Consider the following 16,711-nt stretch of genomic DNA (forward strand, 5'->3'; position numbering starts at 1 on the left):
TCGTCACGCCGTTCCGTCGCCCGCACTCCGGGGTTGCGCCGCGCGCAGGGCCTCCACGCGGCGGGCGATGTTCTCCAGCCGCATCTGAAGTTCATGGGCGCACAGCGCGTGCGCGGCGGCGCGGGCCTCCGCCTCGATGTCGGCAATGGCGGATTCGAGAGCATTGAGTCGGGCTTGGAGTCGGGCGTCGCGCGGGTCTTCGCTCATCGGATTCCTGCTCCGGCAGTTGACGGACCGGCCCCTGGGCGTCTACGGGATGCACAAACCCCCTCCGGGAGCCTGGAGCCATGACGATCACCCGCCTGTTTCTCGCCGCCGCCACGGCGGCCGTCGCGCTGACCAGCGCCGCCGCCTTCGCCCAGACCAAGACCGTCGCGATCACCGCCATCGTCGAGCATCCAGCGCTGGACGCCACGCGCGACGGCGTGATCGAGGCGCTGAAGGCCGCGGGCTACACGCCGGGTGACACCCTGAAGGTCGAGTATCAGAGCGCCCAGGGCAACCCCGCAACCGCCGCGCAAATCGCGCGCCAGTTCGCCGGCGCCCGTCCGGACGTGATCGTTCCGATCTCCACCCCCTCGGCCCAGGCCGTCGTCGCCTCGACCCGCGACATTCCGGTGGTCTTCACCGCGGTGACCGACCCGGTCGGCGCGCAGCTCGTCCGCAGCCTCGACAAGCCGGGCGCCAACGTCACCGGCGTGTCGGACATGGCCCCGGTGGCCGAGCATGTTGCGCTGATCCGCGAGATCGTGCCGTCGGTCAAGCGTCTGGGTGTCCTCTACAACGCCGGCGAGCCGAACTCCGTCTCGCTGGTCAAGGCGCTGAAGGCCGAGGCACAGAAGGCCGGGCTGACCGTGGTCGAGGCGACCGCCACCAAATCCGCCGACGCCCAACCCGCCGCCCGCAGCCTCGTCGGCAAGGCCGACGCGATCTACGTGCCGCTGGACAACACGGTCGTCTCGGCGCTGGAGAGCGTCGTCGCGGTGGGCCAGCAGGCCAAGCTGCCGGTCTTCTCCGCCGACACCGACAGCGTGGCGCGCGGCACGGTGGCCTCCATCGGCTTCGACTACCGGCAGGTCGGCCGCCAGACCGGCGAGGCGGTGGTCCGCATCCTGAAGGGCGAGAAGCCGGGCGACGTTCCGGTGACCTTCGCCAAGGGCACCGACCTGTTCGTGAATCCGAAGTCCGCGGCGGCGATGGGCGTGACCATTCCCGAGGCGGTGATCCAGCGCGCGACCAAGGTGGTCGGGCAGTAAGTTGTTTCGCGGTAAGGTGTTTCGCAGCAAGTTGCTTTATTGAGGGGGAGTGGTTGGGACGGGCCCCCCTCCCGACCTCCCCCCGCTTCGCAGGGGGAGGAGAAAGCCCTCCCCTGCGGAGCGGGGGAGGGTTTGGGTGGGGGCCCGCCGCGACACGCCCCAAGGACCGATCATGAGTGAAATCGCCTTTTTCGGGGCCGTTGAGATCGGGCTGGTGTACGCGCTGGTCGCCCTCGGCGTGTACCTGTCCTTCCGGGTGCTCGATTTCCCGGACCTGACGGTGGACGGCAGCTTCCCGCTGGGCGCGGCGGTCTGCGCCACGCTGCTGGTTGCCGGGGTCAACCCGTGGATCGCCAGCCTCGTCGCGGCGCTGGCCGGCTCGATGGCCGGGCTGGTCACGGCGACGCTGAACGTCCGCTTCAAGATCCTGCATCTGCTGGCCAGCATCCTGACCATGATCGCGCTGTTCTCGGTGAACCTGCGCATCATGGGCCGCCCGAACGTGGCGCTGCTGATGCAGGACACGGTGCTGACGCCCTTCTACGGGCTGGGGCTGCCCGACCATGTGGTGCGTCCGCTGGTCGTGCTGGTCGTGGTGGTCGTGATCGTCCTGCTGCTGTCCCGCTTCCTGAACAGCGAATTCGGCCTCGCCATGCGGGCGACCGGCGTCAACGCCCGGATGGCCCGCGCGCAGGGCGTGCAGACGGACTTCCACATCTACGCCGGCATGGCTCTGTCGAACGGTCTGTGCGCCCTGGCCGGCGCGCTGTTCGCCCAGACCAACGGCTTCGCCGACGTGACCACCGGCATCGGCACCATCGTGGTCGGTCTGGCGGCGGTGATCGTCGGCGAGACGGTGCTGCCGGCCCGCGCGATGCTGTGGGCGCTGGTCGGCTGCGTCGTCGGCTCCATCCTCTACCGTCTGGCGGTCCAGCTGGCCCTGTCGGCGGACGCCATCGGGCTCCAGGCCTCCGACCTCAACCTCGTCACCGCCGTCCTGGTCGCGGTGGCGCTGATCCTGCCGCGGATGCGGCTGAAAGCTGCGTCGAAGAAGAGAGAGGCCGCCCGATGATCACGGTCAACGGCATTCACGTCACCTTCGGGCGCGGCACCCCGCTGGAGAAGCACGCCCTGCGCGGCGTCGACCTGACGATCCCGGAAGGGCAGTTCGTCACCGTCATCGGCTCCAACGGCGCCGGCAAGTCCACCTTCCTGGGCGCGCTGGCCGGAGACGTGATCGCCGAGGAGGGCAGCATCGCCATCGACGGGGTGGACGTCACCCGCTGGGCGACACCGAAGCGCGCCTCGCTGGTCGCTCGCGTCTTTCAGGACCCGATGGTCGGAAGCTGCACCGCGCTCACCATCGAAGAGAACATGGCGCTGGCCGCCGCCCGCGGGCGCCGCCGCGGCCTGGGCTCCGCCCTGCGCGGCGACCGCCGCCGGCATTTCCGCGAGCGCATCGCGGAGCTGGGGCTGGGTCTGGAGAACCGGCTGCACGACCGCATGGGCCTGCTGTCCGGCGGGCAGCGCCAAGCGGTCAGCCTGCTGATGGCGACGCTCGCCGGGTCGAAGATCCTGCTGCTCGACGAACACACGGCGGCGCTCGACCCCGGAACGGCGGAGTTCGTTCTGGGCCTGACAAAGCGCATCGTCGAGGAGAACCGGTTGACCACGCTGATGGTCACCCACTCCATGCGGCAGGCGCTGGACTACGGCGACCGCACGGTGATGCTGCACGAGGGACGGATCGTGCTCGACGTGTCGGGGGAGCAGCGCGCCGGGCTGGACGTGCCGCACCTGCTGGCGCTGTTCGCCAAGCAGCGCGGCGGCGAGGACATCACCGACGACAGCCTGCTGATCGGCTGAGGCAGGGGGAAGGGCGTCAGACAGACTTGCGGTCCCGCTCTCCCTCCGGTTCCTCGCGGTCGGCCTCGAAGAGGGCCTGAAGCTCGGCGGCGGCCTGCCGGGAGGTCTGGATCAGGCGGTTCTCGTCGTGATGGACGGCGTGCTGCCGGATCAGCGTGCGCTCGTCATGCTCGCGGAAAGTCTCCAGCGTGTGCCGCGTCTCCTCCGGCGGCAGGCCCAGCGATTCCAGAACGCCGCCGGTCAGGCGCAGGCTGGAATCGAAGGTCTCGCGCACGAAATGCGTGACCCCGCGGTCCATCAGGAAATGGGCGTGGCGGCGGTTGCGGGCGCGGGCGTGGATGACGAGGTGCGGGAAATGGCGCGTCGCCAGCTCCACCACGCGCAGCGACTGCTCCATGTCTTCCAGCGCGACCACCAGCACCTTGGCCTTGTCGGCCCCGGCCGCGCGCAGCAGGTCGAGCCGCGACGGGTCGCCGTAATAGACCTTGTTGCCGAATCGCCGCACGACGTCGACCTGCTCGGCGCTCTGCTCCAGCGCCGTGAAGGGGATGCCGCGCAGCCGCAGCACTCGCCCGACGATCTGCCCGACCCGGCCGAAGCCGCAGATCAGCACCGGCGGCTCGCCGTCCGGCGCGATGGTATCGTAGGGACGGACGGGCTTCACGATCAGCCGCGGCGCCAGCCAGCGCTCCTCCGCCGCGAAGACGAAGGGGGTGGCGATCATCGACAGCGTGACCACCAGCATGGCCGTCGCCGCCTGCCCCCCGCTCATCGCCCCGACGCCGACGGCCAGCCCGAACAGCACGAAGCCGAACTCGCCGCCCTGGCTCAACACGGTGGACAGCCGCGTCGAGCCGCCCGGACGCAGCCCGGACAGGCGGGCCAGTCCGAACAGGACCGCCGCCTTCAAGGCCATCAGCCCGAGCGCCAGCGACAGGTAACGCACCGGCTCGGCCATCAGCGCCGCGACATCGGCCCCCATGCCCACCGACACGAAGAACAGGCCGAGCAGCAGCCCCTCGAAGGGCGCGATGTCCGCCTGCACCTCGTGCCGGTACTCCGAATCGGACAGCAGCACCCCGGCCATGAAGGCGCCGAGCGACATGGACAGCCCCGCCCAGGCGGCGAACAGGGCGGTGCCCAGCACGATCAGCAGGGCGGTGGCGGTGAAGATCTCCGGCGTCCGAGCGCCGTCCACGATGCGCAGCACCGGGCGCAGCAGGTAGCGCCCGCCGGCCAGGATCACCGCGATCGCTCCGCCGGCCTTCAGCACGGCCAGCCACGCGGTTCCGGCGTCCGGCACCTCTCCGGCGCCATGACCGAGCAGGGGCAGCAGCGCCACGGCGGGGATGATGGCGAGGTCCTGGAAGAGCAGGATGGAGAAGGCGCTGCGCCCGGCGTTGGTGGTCAGCAACTCCCGCTCCGCCAGCATGGGCAGCACCATGGCGGTGGAGGAGAGGGAAAGACCGAATCCGGTCACCGCAGCGGCGGCGGGGGTGAATCCCAACAGGACAATGGTGGCGGCGGCGATCACGACGGCGGTCACCGCGACCTGCGCGCCGCCGAGCCCCAGGACCGATCGTCGCATCACCCAGAGGCGGGCGGGGCGCAACTCCAGCCCGATCAGGAACAGCAGCATGATGACGCCGAGTTCCGAGACGTGCCGGATCGCCTCGACGTCCGTCACCAGCCCGAGCCCGCCCGGCCCGATGGCCAGCCCCGCCGCGAGATAGCCGAGCGGCCCGCCGAAGCCGATCCGCTTGGCCACCGGCACCGCCAGGACCACGGCGGCCAGCAGCACCACCAACGTCACGAAATCCGGCATCGGGCCCACCCCTTAAAGGCTTTGCCCCCACCCTAACCCTCCCCCGCTTCGCAGGGGAGGGAACTTAGGCCCTCCCCTGCGAAGCGGGGGAGGGAGGGGACCCACGAAGTGGGGAGGGTGGGGGCAATGACCCCGATGCCTTACGACACCACGATCCGCGGCGCCGCCCGCGCCGGGCCCTGCTCGCCGGCGATCTTCTCCCACAGGCGCTTGGCAATCCCGCGGTAGACCTTCGCGTGCTCCGATTCGGGCTGAGACACCACGATGGGCTGGCCCTGGTCGGCGGTTTCGCGGATGTCGAGATGCAGCGGGACCTCGCCGAGGAACTCCATGCCCAGGTCCGACGCCTCCTTGCGGGCGCCGCCGTGGCTGAAGATGTCCGTGCGGTGCCCGCAGTTCGGGCAGCAGAAGTAGCTCATGTTCTCGATGATGCCGAGGACGGGCACGTCCACGCGGCGGAACATGTTCAACCCCTTGCGGGCGTCGAGCAGGGCGATGTCCTGCGGGGTCGAGACGATGATCGCCCCGGCCAGCGGCACCTGCTGCGCCATGGTGAGCTGGGCGTCGCCGGTGCCCGGCGGCATGTCGACCACCAGAACGTCGAGCGTGCCCCAGTTCACATCGCGCAGCATCTGCTGCAGGGCGCTCATCACCATCGGGCCGCGCCAGATCATCGGCGTGTCCTCAGCCACCAGGAAGCCCATCGACATCACCTTGATGCCGTAGTTCTCCATCGGCTCCAGGATCTTGCCGTCGCGGCTGGTCGGCCGGCCGGAGATGCCCAGCATGCGCGGCATGGACGGGCCGTAGATGTCGGCGTCCAGAAGCCCGACCTTCAACCCGTTCGCCGCCATGGCGAGGGCGAGGTTGCTGGCCGTGGTGGACTTGCCGACGCCGCCCTTGCCCGACGCGACGGCGACGATGGCCCTCACGCCCGGCACCAGCGGCTTCTGCTCCGCCTGCTGCTGCCCGTGGGAATGGCCGTGGGAGTGGCCTTGGCCGCCATGGGAGTGACCGCCGTGGGAATGCCCGTGGCCCTGCTGCGGGGCGGCACCCTGCCCGGCGGGGCGGTGCGCCGTCAGGACCGCGGTGACCGACAGGACGCCCGGCAGGGCTTCCACCGCTTTCTCGGCGGCGTGGCGCACCGGCTCGGCCTGGGCGCCGCGCTTGGGGTCCACTTCGATCGAAAAGGCGACGTGCCCGTCACGCACGACAAGGCCGGAAAGCATGCCGAGGCTGACGACGTCCTTGCCCCGTTCCGGATCGACAACCGTCCTCAGAGCTTCAAGGACTTGAGCTTCGCTGACCTGCGCCATGGTTGAAAACTCCGCTTCCTTCCCGATATTGGCGGATATCCGTCGGTGAAATCCTTCCCCGAATGGGATGGGCACTATAGGGCCGGCGGACAATAATGGTAAAGGGATCGGACGGTCCGGAAACGATTTGTTTTCCGGAATTTCCGTCCCAAGAATTGAGAGAGCGCGAAGGGGAACGAACGGAATGCCGTGGAGCAATCAGGGAGGGGGCGGCGGTGGCGGCCCCTGGGGTCCTCCGCCGGGTGGTGGCGGTCAGAATCCGTGGGGCCGTCCGCCGGGTGGCGGTGGCGGCGGTGGTGGCGGCGGCGGAGGGCCGCAGCCGCCGGACCTGGAGGATCTGCTGCGCCGCGGCCAGGACCGCCTGAAGCGGGTGATGCCGGGCGGCGTCGGCAGCGGCCGGGGCATCGCGCTCGTCGTCGGCCTGCTGGCCGCGGTCTGGCTGGCCAGCGGCATCTACCGCGTCGAGGCGGACGAGCAGGGCGTCGTGCTGCGCTTCGGCCAATGGGTGCGCACCGAGCAGCCCGGTCTGCGCTACCACCTGCCGGCGCCCATCGAAACGGTGCTGATGCCCAAGGTGACGCGCGTCAACCGCATCGAGGTCGGCTACCGCTCGGCCGGCGACGGGCGTCGCGGCGACCGCGACGTTCCCGACGAGTCGCTGATGCTGACCGGCGACGAGAACATCATCGACATCGACTTCACCGTCTTCTGGGTCATCAAGGACGCGGGTGAGTATCTGTTCAAGATCCGCGACCCCGAGGCCACCGTGAAGAAGGCGGCGGAAAGCGCGATGCGCGAGGTGATCGGCCGCACCGACCTGCAGCCGGCCTTGACCGAGGCCCGCCAGCAGATCGAAACCTCCACCCGCGGGCTCCTCCAGGCCATGCTGGACGACTACGAAGCGGGCATCGAGGTGACGCAGGTGCAGTTGCAGAAGGCCGACCCGCCGTCGCCCGTCATCGATGCCTTCAACGACGTGCAGCGTGCCCGCGCCGACCGCGAGCGCGCCCGCAACGAGGCCGAGGCCTACCGGAACGACGTGATCCCGCGCGCCCGAGGCGACGCGGAACGGCTGATCCAGGAAGCCTCCGCCTACCGCGAGCAGGTCGTGAACCTGGCCCAGGGTGACGCCGACCGCTTCCGCAAGGTCTTCGACGCCTACTCGACGGCCAAGGACGTGACCGCCAAGCGCATGTATCTGGAGACCATGGAAGAGATCCTGAGCGGCGCCAACAAGGTCATCATCGACGGCAACGCGCAGGGTGCCCAGGGCGTGGTTCCCTATCTGCCGCTCAACCAGCTCCAGCCTGCTCCGGCGCGGCCCGCCGGCCAGCAGCCGGCCCGTTGAGGAGGGATGCCATGAACCGCACTTTGTTGGTCGCCGGCATCGGCATCCTCGCCGCGGGCGTGCTCGCCTCGGCCTCGCTGTTCACGGTGAACGAGGCGCAGCAGGCGCTCGTCCTCCAGTTCGGCGAGCCGATGCGCGTCATCCGCGAACCCGGCCTGAAGGCCAAGGTTCCCTTCATCCAGGAAGTCCGCATCCTCGACCGCCGCGTGCTCGACCTCGATCCGCCGGTGGAGCAGGTCATCCTGGCCGACCAGAAGCGCCTGGACGTGGACGCCTTCGCGCGCTACCGCATCCTGGACCCGCTGCGCTTCTACCAGACCGCCGGCAACGAGGCGGTGGCCGAGACGCGGATGAACGCCATCGTGAACTCGGCGCTCCGCCGCGTTCTCGGCAGCGTGACGCTGCTCGCCATCCTGTCGGACGAGCGTCCGCGCGTGATGAACGACATCCGCGGGCAGGTGAACGACGAAGCGAAGCGCTTCGGCATCGAGATCGTCGACGTCCGCATCCGCCGCGCCGACCTGCCGGAGGAGACCAGCCAGTCGATCTTCGCCCGCATGCGGTCGGAGCGTGAGCGCGAAGCCGCCGAGGCCCGCGCCCAAGGTCAGGAGCAGTCGCAGCAGATCCGCTCCCGCGCGGACCGCGAGCGCACCGTCATCCTGGCCGAAGCGCAGCGCGATTCGCAGATCCTGCGCGGTGAAGGCGACAACCAGGCGCTGAAGATGATCGCCGAGGCGACGTCTCAGGACCCGCAGTTCTACAGCTTCTACCGGACGCTCGAAGCCTACCGGAAGTCGCTGAACAAGGACGACACCACCATGGTGCTGTCCCCGACCGGCGAGTTCTTCCGCTACTTCGGCGACATCACCGGCGGCGGCAACGGCCAGCCGGCTCCAGCCTCGGGCAGTGGTGCCGTGCCTCAGCGGGCCCCGGCCCCGGCGACCGCCCAGCAGCAGTAAGACGTCGCGCTCGATTCCCCTCCCCCCGTCCCGGGGGAGGGGGCGGGGTGGGGGCTCCCGTTCTCCCACCCCAATTTTGTCGTCCCGCCCTGGATTCCTTCTCCGGAATGCCGCCCGACCGATGACGGATTTCCTCACCGCGCTGGCCCTGGTCCTGGTGATCGAGGGCGTGCTCTACGCGCTGTTCCCGTCCGCTATGCGGCGTCTGATCGTCGAAGCGCTGACGATGCCGGAGAACCGGCTGCGCGCCGTCGGGCTGGTGACGGCGGTGGCCGGCGTCGGACTTGTCTGGCTTCTGCGGGGCGCCTGACACCCTTTTGCCGCGCGCGCGTCGCTGGACCGCGCCGCCATTTTCCGGCCATACTCCGACTTCTATACTCGCGCGTCCTCCGTGGCGGATGGGACCCGTGCGCCTTTGCTTGAAGCGGTGACGCGCGGGGATTACATCCGGCACACGGATCGGTGAAGCGCCCCCTCGGACCGCGATTCGCATGAAACCGCGAGCCGATTGGAACAGATGGCCGATTGGAACAAGAAGGTGCCGGATGTCCGGCAGGGAGAGCTGAGTTGAACCCGAACCACCCCATCCACCGCGCCGATTTTGGCAGCCGGCTGCGCGTCGTGCCGCTGATCGCCGCTCTCCTGTTGGGGCTGTCCGCCGCCGTCGGCACCCCCGCCATGGCCCAGTCGCGCCCGGCGCCGACCAGCTTCGCCGACCTGTCGGAAAAGCTGCTGCCCGCCGTGGTCAACATCTCCACCAGCCAGGCGGTGCCGCAGCGCCAGCAGGGCGCCCGTCCCGAGATGCCGCAGTTCCCGCCGGGCTCGCCGTTCGAGGAGTTCTTCCGCGACTTCTTCGACCGCCAGCAGCAGGACCAGCCGCAGCAGCCGCGCAAGTCCACCTCGCTCGGCTCCGGCTTCATCATCGACGCCAAGAACGGCTACGTGGTCACCAACAACCACGTCATCCAGGACGCCGACGAGATCACCGTCATCCTGCAGGACGACACCAACATCAAGGCGGAGCTGATCGGCAAGGACCCGAAGACCGACGTCGCCCTGCTGAAGATCACCACCAACCATCCGCTGGTCGCCGTTCCCTTCGGCGATTCGGACGCCATGCGCGTGGGCGACTGGGTGCTGGCCATCGGCAACCCGTTCGGCCTGGGCGGCTCAGTCACCGCCGGCATCATCTCGGCCCGCCAGCGCGACATCAACGCCGGTCCCTACGATGACTTCCTGCAGACCGACGCCTCGATCAACCGCGGCAATTCCGGCGGCCCGATGTTCAACCTGAACGGCGAGGTCATCGGCATCAACACGGCGATCTTCTCGCCGTCGGGCGGTTCGGTCGGCATCGGCTTCGCAATCCCGTCCAACCTCGCCAAGCAGGTGGTCGCGCAGCTCCGCGAGTACGGCAAGACCCGCCGCGGCTGGCTGGGCGTGCGCATCCAGGGCGTGACCCCGGAGATCGCCGAGAGCCTGGGGCTGCAGGGCCACAAGGGCGCGCTGGTTGCCTCCATCACCCCGAATGGCCCGGCGGCCAAGGCCGGCATCCAGGCGGGCGACGTGGTGACCAAGTTCGACGGCAAGGAAATCAACGAGATGCGCCGCCTGCCGCGCGTCGTCGCCGAGACGCCGATCGACAAGGCCGTCCCGATCGAGGTGTGGCGCAAGGGCAAGTCGCAGCAGCTTCAGGTGAAGGTGGGCGAGCTTGAGGCCGCCGAGGAATCGGGTCTTCTCGCCGCAAACCCCGAGGAGCAGCGCCGCCAGCCGCAGCAGGCGCCGGCCCAGAAGCCGACCGAGACGCTGGGTCTGAAGCTGACCAACATCACCCCGGAGCTGCGCCAGCAGTTCGAGATCAAGCCCGAGCTGAAGGGCGTCGTGGTGACCGAGGTGGCCGGCAACTCCACCGCGTCGGAAAAAGGCATCCGCGCCGGCGACGTCATCATCGAGGTCGGCCAGGAGGAGGTCCGCAAGCCGGAGGATGTGACGGCGAAGATCCAGAAGGCCAAGGAGCAAGGAAAGAAGTCCATCCTGCTGCTGGTGGATCGTCACGGCGACCTGCGCTTCGTGGCCATCCCGCTCAGCCAGGGCTGATCGGGGACTGGGCTGCGGCCAAACGAAAAGGGCACCGGCGGGAAACCGCCGGTGCCCTTTCGCTTTGTGAGGTGCGTTGGTGGGCGGTCAGCCCTCCACGAATTCGCCGATCCGGTAGCCCTGGGCGAACAGCAGGGCGGTCAGGTCGCCATGGTCCACGCGGGCGCGGGCCTGGGCGGCCACCGTCGGCTTGGCGTGGAAGGCAACGCCAAGCCCGGCGGCCAGCAGCATCGGCAGGTCGTTGGCGCCGTCGCCGACGGACATCGTCTCGACGGTCGGGACGTGGCGCTCCCCGGCGTAGGCGAGCAGGGCCTCCAGCTTGCTGTCCTTGTCGAGGATCGGCTCGACCACCGCGCCGGTCATGACGCCGTCCACCACCTCCAGCACGTTGCCACGGTCATCGTCGAAGCCGACCCACTGGCGTACACGCTCCGTGAAGCAGCGGAAACCGCCGGAGACCAGCACGCAGGTCGCCCCGTTGGTGCGCATGGTGGAAACCAGAGTCTTGGCGCCCGGCATCAGGGTGGCGCGCTGCCACACCTCGTCGACGACGCTCTCGTTCAGGCCCTTCAGCAGGGCGACCCGCTCGCGCACCGCGCCCTTGAAGTCGATCTCGCCGTTCATGGCGCGGGCGGTGATCGCAGCGATGTGGTCCTTCAGCCCGACGTAATCGCCCAGCTCGTCCAGCATCTCCTGCTCGATGATCGTCGATTCCATGTCGGCGACCAGCAGGCGCTTCTTCCGGTTGCCCGGCTTCTGGGCGATGACGTCCACGGCAAGGCCACCAAGCGCGCGGCGGACGGCGGCTTCGGCCTGCTCGGGCACCAAGCCTTCCTCGGCGATGTCGCAGGCGCGGTCCGGCGCCAGCCAGTCCGGCTTGGCGGTGTCGGCCCCCAGCGCGGTCAGGGACGCGCGGGCGGCCTGCACGGCCTGCTCGTCGAGAACGGCGGAGGCGGCGGCGATCAGCGTAACGACAGCGCTCATGGCGGGGCGATCCTGGAAGAGCCGTGGGGAAAGGGCGCGCGCGCTCCCTAGCACAGCCAGGGGTTTGCGCCAACCCACTCCGCCAAGCGTCGTAGACATTCCGCGCCGGGGACCCGCGCGCCTCCCGCCGCGTTTCCGCTCAAATCGCGGGAGGGTTCGTCCATGATCCAGCGGCCTGCCACCCTTCTTATCCCGTCCATTCTTGCTTTCACCCTGCTGTTGGCCGGATGCGGCGCCGGGACCGATCTGGCGCAGCGCCCGCCGCCCGGCTATGTCGGCGAGGTGGGAGCGCGTGTCTCGGCGGTGGATTGGGCGCAGGCCCGCCCCGTGACCGTGCAGTTGGACGAGTTCCGGTTCCAGCCCGACCGTCTGGCCTTCGAGCGGGGAACCCCGTACCGCCTGACGCTGGAGAACCGCGGGACCGTCGCGCACACCTTCACCTCCGAAGGCTTCTTCAAGGCCATCGCGGTGCGCCGGGTCACCACCGCGCAAGGCGCCGTCGAGACGCCGGCCCTGGTGAATCTGGAGATTCCCGCCGGCCAGACCGACGTGGTGGAGTTCGTTCCGGTCGAGGCCGGAACCTACGACCTGGCCTGCCACGAACCGCTGCACAGCAGCTTCGGCATGACCGGGACGATCACGGTTCGCTGAGGCCCCGCACCGGTCGCCCTTGCCAAGCCGAGCCTTCCCCTGCCATACGCTGTAGCCGGAGGAACGTCAGGCAAGGCGACATGGCAGAGGACAGCCCGCGCAACCGGGATGTGCAGCACCGGCATGTGGTGGTGATCGGCGGCCCGACGGCCTCGGGCAAGTCGGGCATGGCGCTCGACATCGCCCTGGCGCGCCACGGCACGGTCATCAACGCCGACAGCATGCAGCTCTACGCCGAACTCGACGTGCTGACCGCCCGTCCGGGGGCGGAGGATCTGGCGCAGGCCCCGCACCGCCTCTATGGCGTGTTGCCGGCGGCGGAGCGCGGGTCCGCCGCGCGCTGGCGCGACATGGCGCTGGCCGAGATCGCCGCGGCGCACGCCTCCGAACGGCTGCCCATCGTCGTCGGCGGCACCGGCCTCTACCTGCGCACGCTGATGGAGGGCTTGAGCGCCGTCCCCGCCGTTCCCGACGAGGTCCGCAAGGCCGCCCACGCCCGCTTGCGCGATCTGGGCGGCGAGGCGTTCCGTGAGGAACTGCTGCGCCGCGATCCCGCTTCGGCCAAGCTGAACCCCGGCGACACCACCCGCCTGACCCGCGCCTGGGAGGTGCTGGAGGCCACCGGCCACCCGCTCTCCCACTGGCAGACCCAGCGCGCCGAGGGCGCGCCGGAGGGTCTGCTGTTCTCCGTGCTGGTGATCGATCCGCCGCGCGACGCGCTCTACGCCAACTGCGACCGCCGCTTCCGCGTGATGATGGGGCAGGGGGCGCTGGAGGAGGTGCGGCGGCTCGACACGCTCGGCCTCGATCCCGACCTGCCGGCGATGAAGGCGTTGGGCGTTCCCGAACTGCGCGATCATCTGCGCGGCGCGCTGACGCTCGACGAAGCCATTGCGCTGGCACAGCAATCCACCCGCCGCTACGCGAAGCGGCAGGTCACTTGGTTCCGCCACCAGCTCGCGGCGCGGCCGCCGGCCTCCGCGCTGCATGGCTGCCATACGATCAATTCGCTCTACACAAGACCACTTAGTGAAGCAATACTGACCTATCTTGAAACGACGTTGCGTCGTTGACCCTCAGGAGGATTGAAAGTGACGGTCGATTGGGGAAACGTGTTTGCCGGTCGCGTCGCCGGTATGGGAGCCTCGGAAATCCGGGAGCTGCTGAAGCTGCTCCAGCGGCCGGAGATCATCTCCTTCGCCGGGGGCATCCCGGACCCCGATTTCTTCCCGACCGCGGCCATCGCCCGCGCCTATGAGAAGATCTTCCAGTCCAACGACGGGGCCGGCGGCGCTCTCCAGTACACCATCAGCGAGGGCTTCACACCGCTGCGCGAATGGATCGGCGCCTATATGGGCCGCCGCGGCATCCAGGCCGGGCTGGACGAGGTGCTGGTGACCAGCGGGTCGCAGCAGGCGCTGGAGTTCGTCGGCAAGCTGCTGATCGGGCCGGGCGAAAAGATCCTGGTGACTCGCCCGACCTATCTCGGCGCGCTCCAGGCCTTCTCGCCCTACGAGCCGCAGTATCTCTCCGTTCCCGGCGACGCCGAGGGGCCGGACCTCGCCGCGGTTGAGGCGGCGCTGGAGCAGAAGCCGAAATTCTTCTACCTCGTCCCCGACTTCCAGAACCCCAACGGCACGACGATCTCGCTGGCCCGCCGCGAGGCGCTGCTCGACCTCTGCGCCAAGCACGGCGTGCCGATCGTCGAGGACGCCGCCTACACCGAGCTGCGCTACGAGGGCGAGGCGATCCCGTCCCTCGCGGCGCTGGACGCCGCCCGCAACGGCGGCAAGATCACCAACGTGCTCTTCTGCGGCTCCTTCTCCAAGACGATGGTGCCGGCGCTGCGCGTGGGCTGGATCAACGGCCCGGCCGAGGTCATCAACCGGCTGGTTCTGATGAAGCAGGCCGGCGACCTGCACACCAGCACCATCAACCAGATCGTGCTGCACGACGTGGTGTCGCAGAACTTCGACAGCCACATCCGCCGGCTGCGCGCCGCTTACAAGGAGCGCCGCGACGCCATGCTGACCGCGCTGGCCGAGTTCGCTCCGGCTGGGGTGACCTGGACCAAGCCGGAAGGCGGCATGTTCGTCTGGATCGAGCTGCCGGAGGGCACCGACGGGGTGGACCTGCTGGCCCGCGCCATCAAGGACGCCAACGTCGCCTTCGTCCCCGGCTCGGCCTTCCACGCCGACCGCTCGGGCAAGAACACGCTGCGTCTCAGCTTCTCAAACAACAACCCGGAGCGCATCCGCGAAGGCATCCGCCGCCTCTGCGGCCTTCTTCAGACCGTCGCGGCGTAACCTCCGCCATCTCTTGCGCAACGGCCTGCCTCCGCACCCGCGGGGCAGGCCGTTCGCGTTTGCGGGCGGCTTTACGGGGAGGGCGGTCTTTCCAGCTTGCGAAATATTTGGAAAAACTGCGGCAAAAAATCTTTTCGATCATTCGCAAAATGGGTTGACCAAAGACGGACGAATTGTCTAGTTTGCCGGTCCCGGCCTTCGCCTTTGGGGATAACCCCTTGTTTTCCCAGCAGGCCATCGCCGGGGTTTGAGAAGGAACAGGGCCGCCCGTGAAAAGAGGGGCCCCCATTGGAAGGTCGTGAGCTATGCCCGAACAGAAGCTGACCGGCGCGCAGATCGTCATCAAGGCCCTGAAGGATCAGGGCGTAGACATCATCTTCGGTTATCCGGGCGGCGCGGTACTTCCGATCTACGACGCCATCTTCCAGCAAAACGATATCAAGCACATCCTTGTCCGGCATGAGCAGGCCGCCGTGCACGCCGCGGAGGGTTACGCCCGCTCCACCGGCAAGGTGGGCTGCGTGCTGGTGACCTCCGGCCCCGGCGCCACCAACGCCGTGACGGGCCTGCTCGACGCGCTGTGCGACAGCATTCCGCTGGTCTGCCTGTCGGGGCAGGTGCCGACCCACCTGATCGGCAACGACGCCTTCCAGGAGGCCGACACCACCGGCATCACGCGCCCCTGCACCAAGCACAATTACCTGGTGAAGGACGTCAACCAGCTCGCCCGCACCATGCACGAGGCCTTCTACGTGGCGCGCAGCGGCCGTCCCGGCCCGGTGCTGGTTGACATCCCAAAGGATGTGCAGTTCGCCGACGGCACCTACATCCCGCCGACCGAGGTCAAGCACAAGACCTACCGCCCGCAGGTGAAGCCCGAGATTGCCCGCGTGGAGGAGGCCATCGAGCTGATCGCCACCGCCAAGCGCCCGATCTTCTACACCGGCGGCGGCGTGGTGAACGCCGGCCCGATCGCAGCCAAGCTGCTGACCCAGTTCGTGAAGATGACCGGCTTCCCGATCACCTCGACCCTGATGGGGCTGGGCGCCTTCCCGGCGTCGGACCCGCAGTGGCTGGGCATGTTGGGCATGCACGGCACGTACGAGGCGAACCTCGCCATGTACAACTGCGACGTCATGATCAACATCGGCGCCCGCTTCGACGACCGCGTGACCGGCAAGCTGTCGGAGTTCGCGCCGGGCTCGAAGAAGATCCACGTCGACATCGACCCCAGCTCGATCAACAAGAACGTCGCGGTGGACATCCCCATCGTCGGTGATGCCGGCGCCGTTCTGGAAGACATGATCCGCATCTGGAAGGCCCGCCAGAAGCGCGCCGACCAGACCGCCCTGAAGGAGTGGTGGGGTCAGGTCGAGGGCTGGCGCGCCCGCAACTGCCTGAACTACAACCGCACCGAGGCGGTCATCAAGCCGCAGTATGCGCTGGAGCGGCTGCGCGAGGCGCTGCGCGGCAAGAACCATTACGTGACGACCGAGGTCGGCCAGCACCAGATGTGGGCCGCCCAGTTCCTGCCCTTCGACGAGCCGAACCGCTGGATGACCTCCGGCGGCCTGGGCACCATGGGCTACGGCCTGCCGGCGGCCATCGGCGCGCAGCTCGCCCACCCCGACGCCATCGTCGTGGACGTGTCGGGCGAGGCGTCCTTCCTGATGAACATGCAGGAGATCGGCACGGCGGTGCAGTACCGCGCCCCGGTCAAGATCTTCATCCTGAACAACAAGTACATGGGCATGGTGCGCCAGTGGCAGGAGCTGCTGCACGGCTCCCGCTACTCCAACAGCTACTCCGAGGCGCTGCCCGACTTCGTGAAGCTGGCGGAAAGCTGGGGCTGCGTCGGCCTGCGCGCGACCACGGTGGCCGAGGTGGATGAGGTCATCGAGAAGATGCTCGCCGTCACCGACCGCCCCTGCATCATCGACATCGCCGTGGACCCGAAGGAGAACTGCTTCCCGATGATCCCCGGCGGCAAGGCCCACAACGAAATCCTGTTCGGTCCGGAGGACAGCCCGTCCGACGCCACGCCGGAAGACGGCATGGTGCTGGTCTGATCGCGGCGACCAAGACGAACGGTTGAAGGCCCTC

At 68.8% G+C, this 16,711-nt stretch carries 15 protein-coding genes; 11 read left to right on the plus strand and 4 right to left on the minus strand.

The genetic code is table 11. The features are described 5' to 3' along the window. Nucleotides 1-3 precede the first annotated feature (3 nt). Nucleotides 4-207 carry a hypothetical protein gene (locus AMK58_RS05450; protein ID WP_035672670.1) on the minus strand — a complete coding sequence of 68 codons (204 nt, stop codon included), beginning with the start codon at nt 205-207 and terminating at the stop codon, nt 4-6. An 80-nt stretch (nt 208-287) separates the two neighbouring features. On the opposite strand from AMK58_RS05450, the gene AMK58_RS05455 reads away from it, so the two are divergent. The 3 genes from AMK58_RS05455 (at nt 288) to AMK58_RS05465 (ending at nt 3,122) form a co-directional block, all read left to right on the plus strand. Beyond that, on the plus strand, nt 288-1,256 hold the full coding sequence (locus AMK58_RS05455; RefSeq protein WP_035672672.1) for an ABC transporter substrate-binding protein: 969 nt from the start codon (nt 288-290) through the stop codon (nt 1,254-1,256). Between the two features lie 172 nt (nt 1,257-1,428). Continuing rightward, entirely contained in the window at nt 1,429-2,328 is a 900-nt protein-coding gene (locus AMK58_RS05460) for an ABC transporter permease (RefSeq protein WP_035672675.1), read from the plus strand. After that, nucleotides 2,325-3,122 carry an ABC transporter ATP-binding protein gene (locus tag AMK58_RS05465; RefSeq protein WP_035672678.1) on the plus strand — a complete coding sequence of 266 codons (798 nt, stop codon included), beginning with the start codon at nt 2,325-2,327 and terminating at the stop codon, nt 3,120-3,122. Before AMK58_RS05460 ends, AMK58_RS05465 begins: the two co-directional genes overlap by 4 nt. Nucleotides 3,123-3,138: 16 nt before the next feature. Here AMK58_RS05465 and AMK58_RS05470 read toward each other — a convergent pair whose 3' ends face one another. Beyond that, a complete protein-coding gene (locus tag AMK58_RS05470) occupies nt 3,139-4,947 on the minus strand; it encodes a monovalent cation:proton antiporter-2 (CPA2) family protein (RefSeq protein WP_035672681.1) in 1,809 nt (602 codons plus the stop codon). 140 nt (nt 4,948-5,087) lie between these two features. Then, a complete protein-coding gene (apbC, locus tag AMK58_RS05475) occupies nt 5,088-6,263 on the minus strand; it encodes an iron-sulfur cluster carrier protein ApbC (RefSeq protein WP_059398701.1) in 1,176 nt (391 codons plus the stop codon). Between the two features lie 184 nt (nt 6,264-6,447). Here apbC and hflK point away from each other — a divergent pair, with 184 nt between their 5' ends. The 4 genes from hflK (at nt 6,448) to AMK58_RS05495 (ending at nt 10,667) form a co-directional block, all read left to right on the plus strand. Beyond that, nucleotides 6,448-7,611: an FtsH protease activity modulator HflK gene (gene hflK / locus AMK58_RS05480; RefSeq protein ID WP_059398702.1), complete on the plus strand. Its 1,164-nt coding sequence runs from the start codon at nt 6,448-6,450 to the stop codon at nt 7,609-7,611. 11 nt (nt 7,612-7,622) lie between these two features. Further along, nucleotides 7,623-8,570 (plus strand): protease modulator HflC, encoded by a 948-nt coding sequence (gene hflC, locus AMK58_RS05485; protein WP_014239987.1) that lies wholly within the window; start codon nt 7,623-7,625, stop codon nt 8,568-8,570. A 121-nt stretch (nt 8,571-8,691) separates the two neighbouring features. After that, nucleotides 8,692-8,880, plus strand: coding sequence for a DUF2065 domain-containing protein (locus AMK58_RS05490; protein ID WP_035672689.1), 189 nt, complete (start codon nt 8,692-8,694; stop codon nt 8,878-8,880). A gap of 257 nt (nt 8,881-9,137) precedes the next feature. Continuing rightward, a complete protein-coding gene (locus AMK58_RS05495; protein WP_059398703.1) occupies nt 9,138-10,667 on the plus strand; it encodes a DegQ family serine endoprotease in 1,530 nt (509 codons plus the stop codon). An 87-nt stretch (nt 10,668-10,754) separates the two neighbouring features. Here the strand turns inward: AMK58_RS05495 and serB are convergent, their stop codons facing one another. Continuing rightward, the gene (serB, locus tag AMK58_RS05500; RefSeq protein ID WP_059398704.1) at nt 10,755-11,651 is read right to left on the minus strand and encodes a phosphoserine phosphatase SerB; all 897 of its coding nucleotides are present in this window, start codon (nt 11,649-11,651) and stop codon (nt 10,755-10,757) included. Nucleotides 11,652-11,813: 162 nt separating this feature from the next. Between serB and AMK58_RS05505 the strand changes: the two genes are divergently transcribed. From AMK58_RS05505 to AMK58_RS05520, 4 genes are all read left to right on the plus strand, one after another. Further along, on the plus strand, nt 11,814-12,302 hold the full coding sequence (locus tag AMK58_RS05505) for a cupredoxin domain-containing protein (protein ID WP_051140170.1): 489 nt from the start codon (nt 11,814-11,816) through the stop codon (nt 12,300-12,302). Between the two features lie 80 nt (nt 12,303-12,382). Beyond that, nucleotides 12,383-13,375, plus strand: coding sequence for a tRNA (adenosine(37)-N6)-dimethylallyltransferase MiaA (miaA, locus tag AMK58_RS05510; RefSeq protein ID WP_051140171.1), 993 nt, complete (start codon nt 12,383-12,385; stop codon nt 13,373-13,375). Between the two features lie 18 nt (nt 13,376-13,393). Beyond that, nucleotides 13,394-14,608 (plus strand): aminotransferase-like domain-containing protein, encoded by a 1,215-nt coding sequence (locus tag AMK58_RS05515; protein WP_035672695.1) that lies wholly within the window; start codon nt 13,394-13,396, stop codon nt 14,606-14,608. A gap of 305 nt (nt 14,609-14,913) precedes the next feature. Next, nucleotides 14,914-16,677, plus strand: coding sequence for an acetolactate synthase 3 large subunit (locus AMK58_RS05520; RefSeq protein WP_014239994.1), 1,764 nt, complete (start codon nt 14,914-14,916; stop codon nt 16,675-16,677). Nucleotides 16,678-16,711: the final 34 nt, after the last annotated feature.

It is taken from the genome of Azospirillum brasilense, assembly GCF_001315015.1.
Classification (GTDB): Bacteria; Pseudomonadota; Alphaproteobacteria; order Azospirillales; family Azospirillaceae; genus Azospirillum; species Azospirillum brasilense.

Bases quoted from the DNA above. Each gene is read 5' to 3' on its own strand.
- AMK58_RS05450 (WP_035672670.1), bottom strand. From the start codon at position 207: ATGAGCGAAGACCCGCGCGACGCCCGACTCCAAGCCCGACTCAATGCT.
- AMK58_RS05455 (WP_035672672.1), top strand. From the start codon at position 288: ATGACGATCACCCGCCTGTTTCTCGCCGCCGCCACGGCGGCCGTCGCG.
- AMK58_RS05460 (WP_035672675.1), top strand. From the start codon at position 1,429: ATGAGTGAAATCGCCTTTTTCGGGGCCGTTGAGATCGGGCTGGTGTAC.
- AMK58_RS05465 (WP_035672678.1), top strand. From the start codon at position 2,325: ATGATCACGGTCAACGGCATTCACGTCACCTTCGGGCGCGGCACCCCG.
- AMK58_RS05470 (WP_035672681.1), bottom strand. From the start codon at position 4,947: ATGCCGGATTTCGTGACGTTGGTGGTGCTGCTGGCCGCCGTGGTCCTG.
- apbC (WP_059398701.1), bottom strand. From the start codon at position 6,263: ATGGCGCAGGTCAGCGAAGCTCAAGTCCTTGAAGCTCTGAGGACGGTT.
- hflK (WP_059398702.1), top strand. From the start codon at position 6,448: ATGCCGTGGAGCAATCAGGGAGGGGGCGGCGGTGGCGGCCCCTGGGGT.
- hflC (WP_014239987.1), top strand. From the start codon at position 7,623: ATGAACCGCACTTTGTTGGTCGCCGGCATCGGCATCCTCGCCGCGGGC.
- AMK58_RS05490 (WP_035672689.1), top strand. From the start codon at position 8,692: ATGACGGATTTCCTCACCGCGCTGGCCCTGGTCCTGGTGATCGAGGGC.
- serB (WP_059398704.1), bottom strand. From the start codon at position 11,651: ATGAGCGCTGTCGTTACGCTGATCGCCGCCGCCTCCGCCGTTCTCGAC.
- AMK58_RS05505 (WP_051140170.1), top strand. From the start codon at position 11,814: ATGATCCAGCGGCCTGCCACCCTTCTTATCCCGTCCATTCTTGCTTTC.
- miaA (WP_051140171.1), top strand. From the start codon at position 12,383: ATGGCAGAGGACAGCCCGCGCAACCGGGATGTGCAGCACCGGCATGTG.
- AMK58_RS05520 (WP_014239994.1), top strand. From the start codon at position 14,914: ATGCCCGAACAGAAGCTGACCGGCGCGCAGATCGTCATCAAGGCCCTG.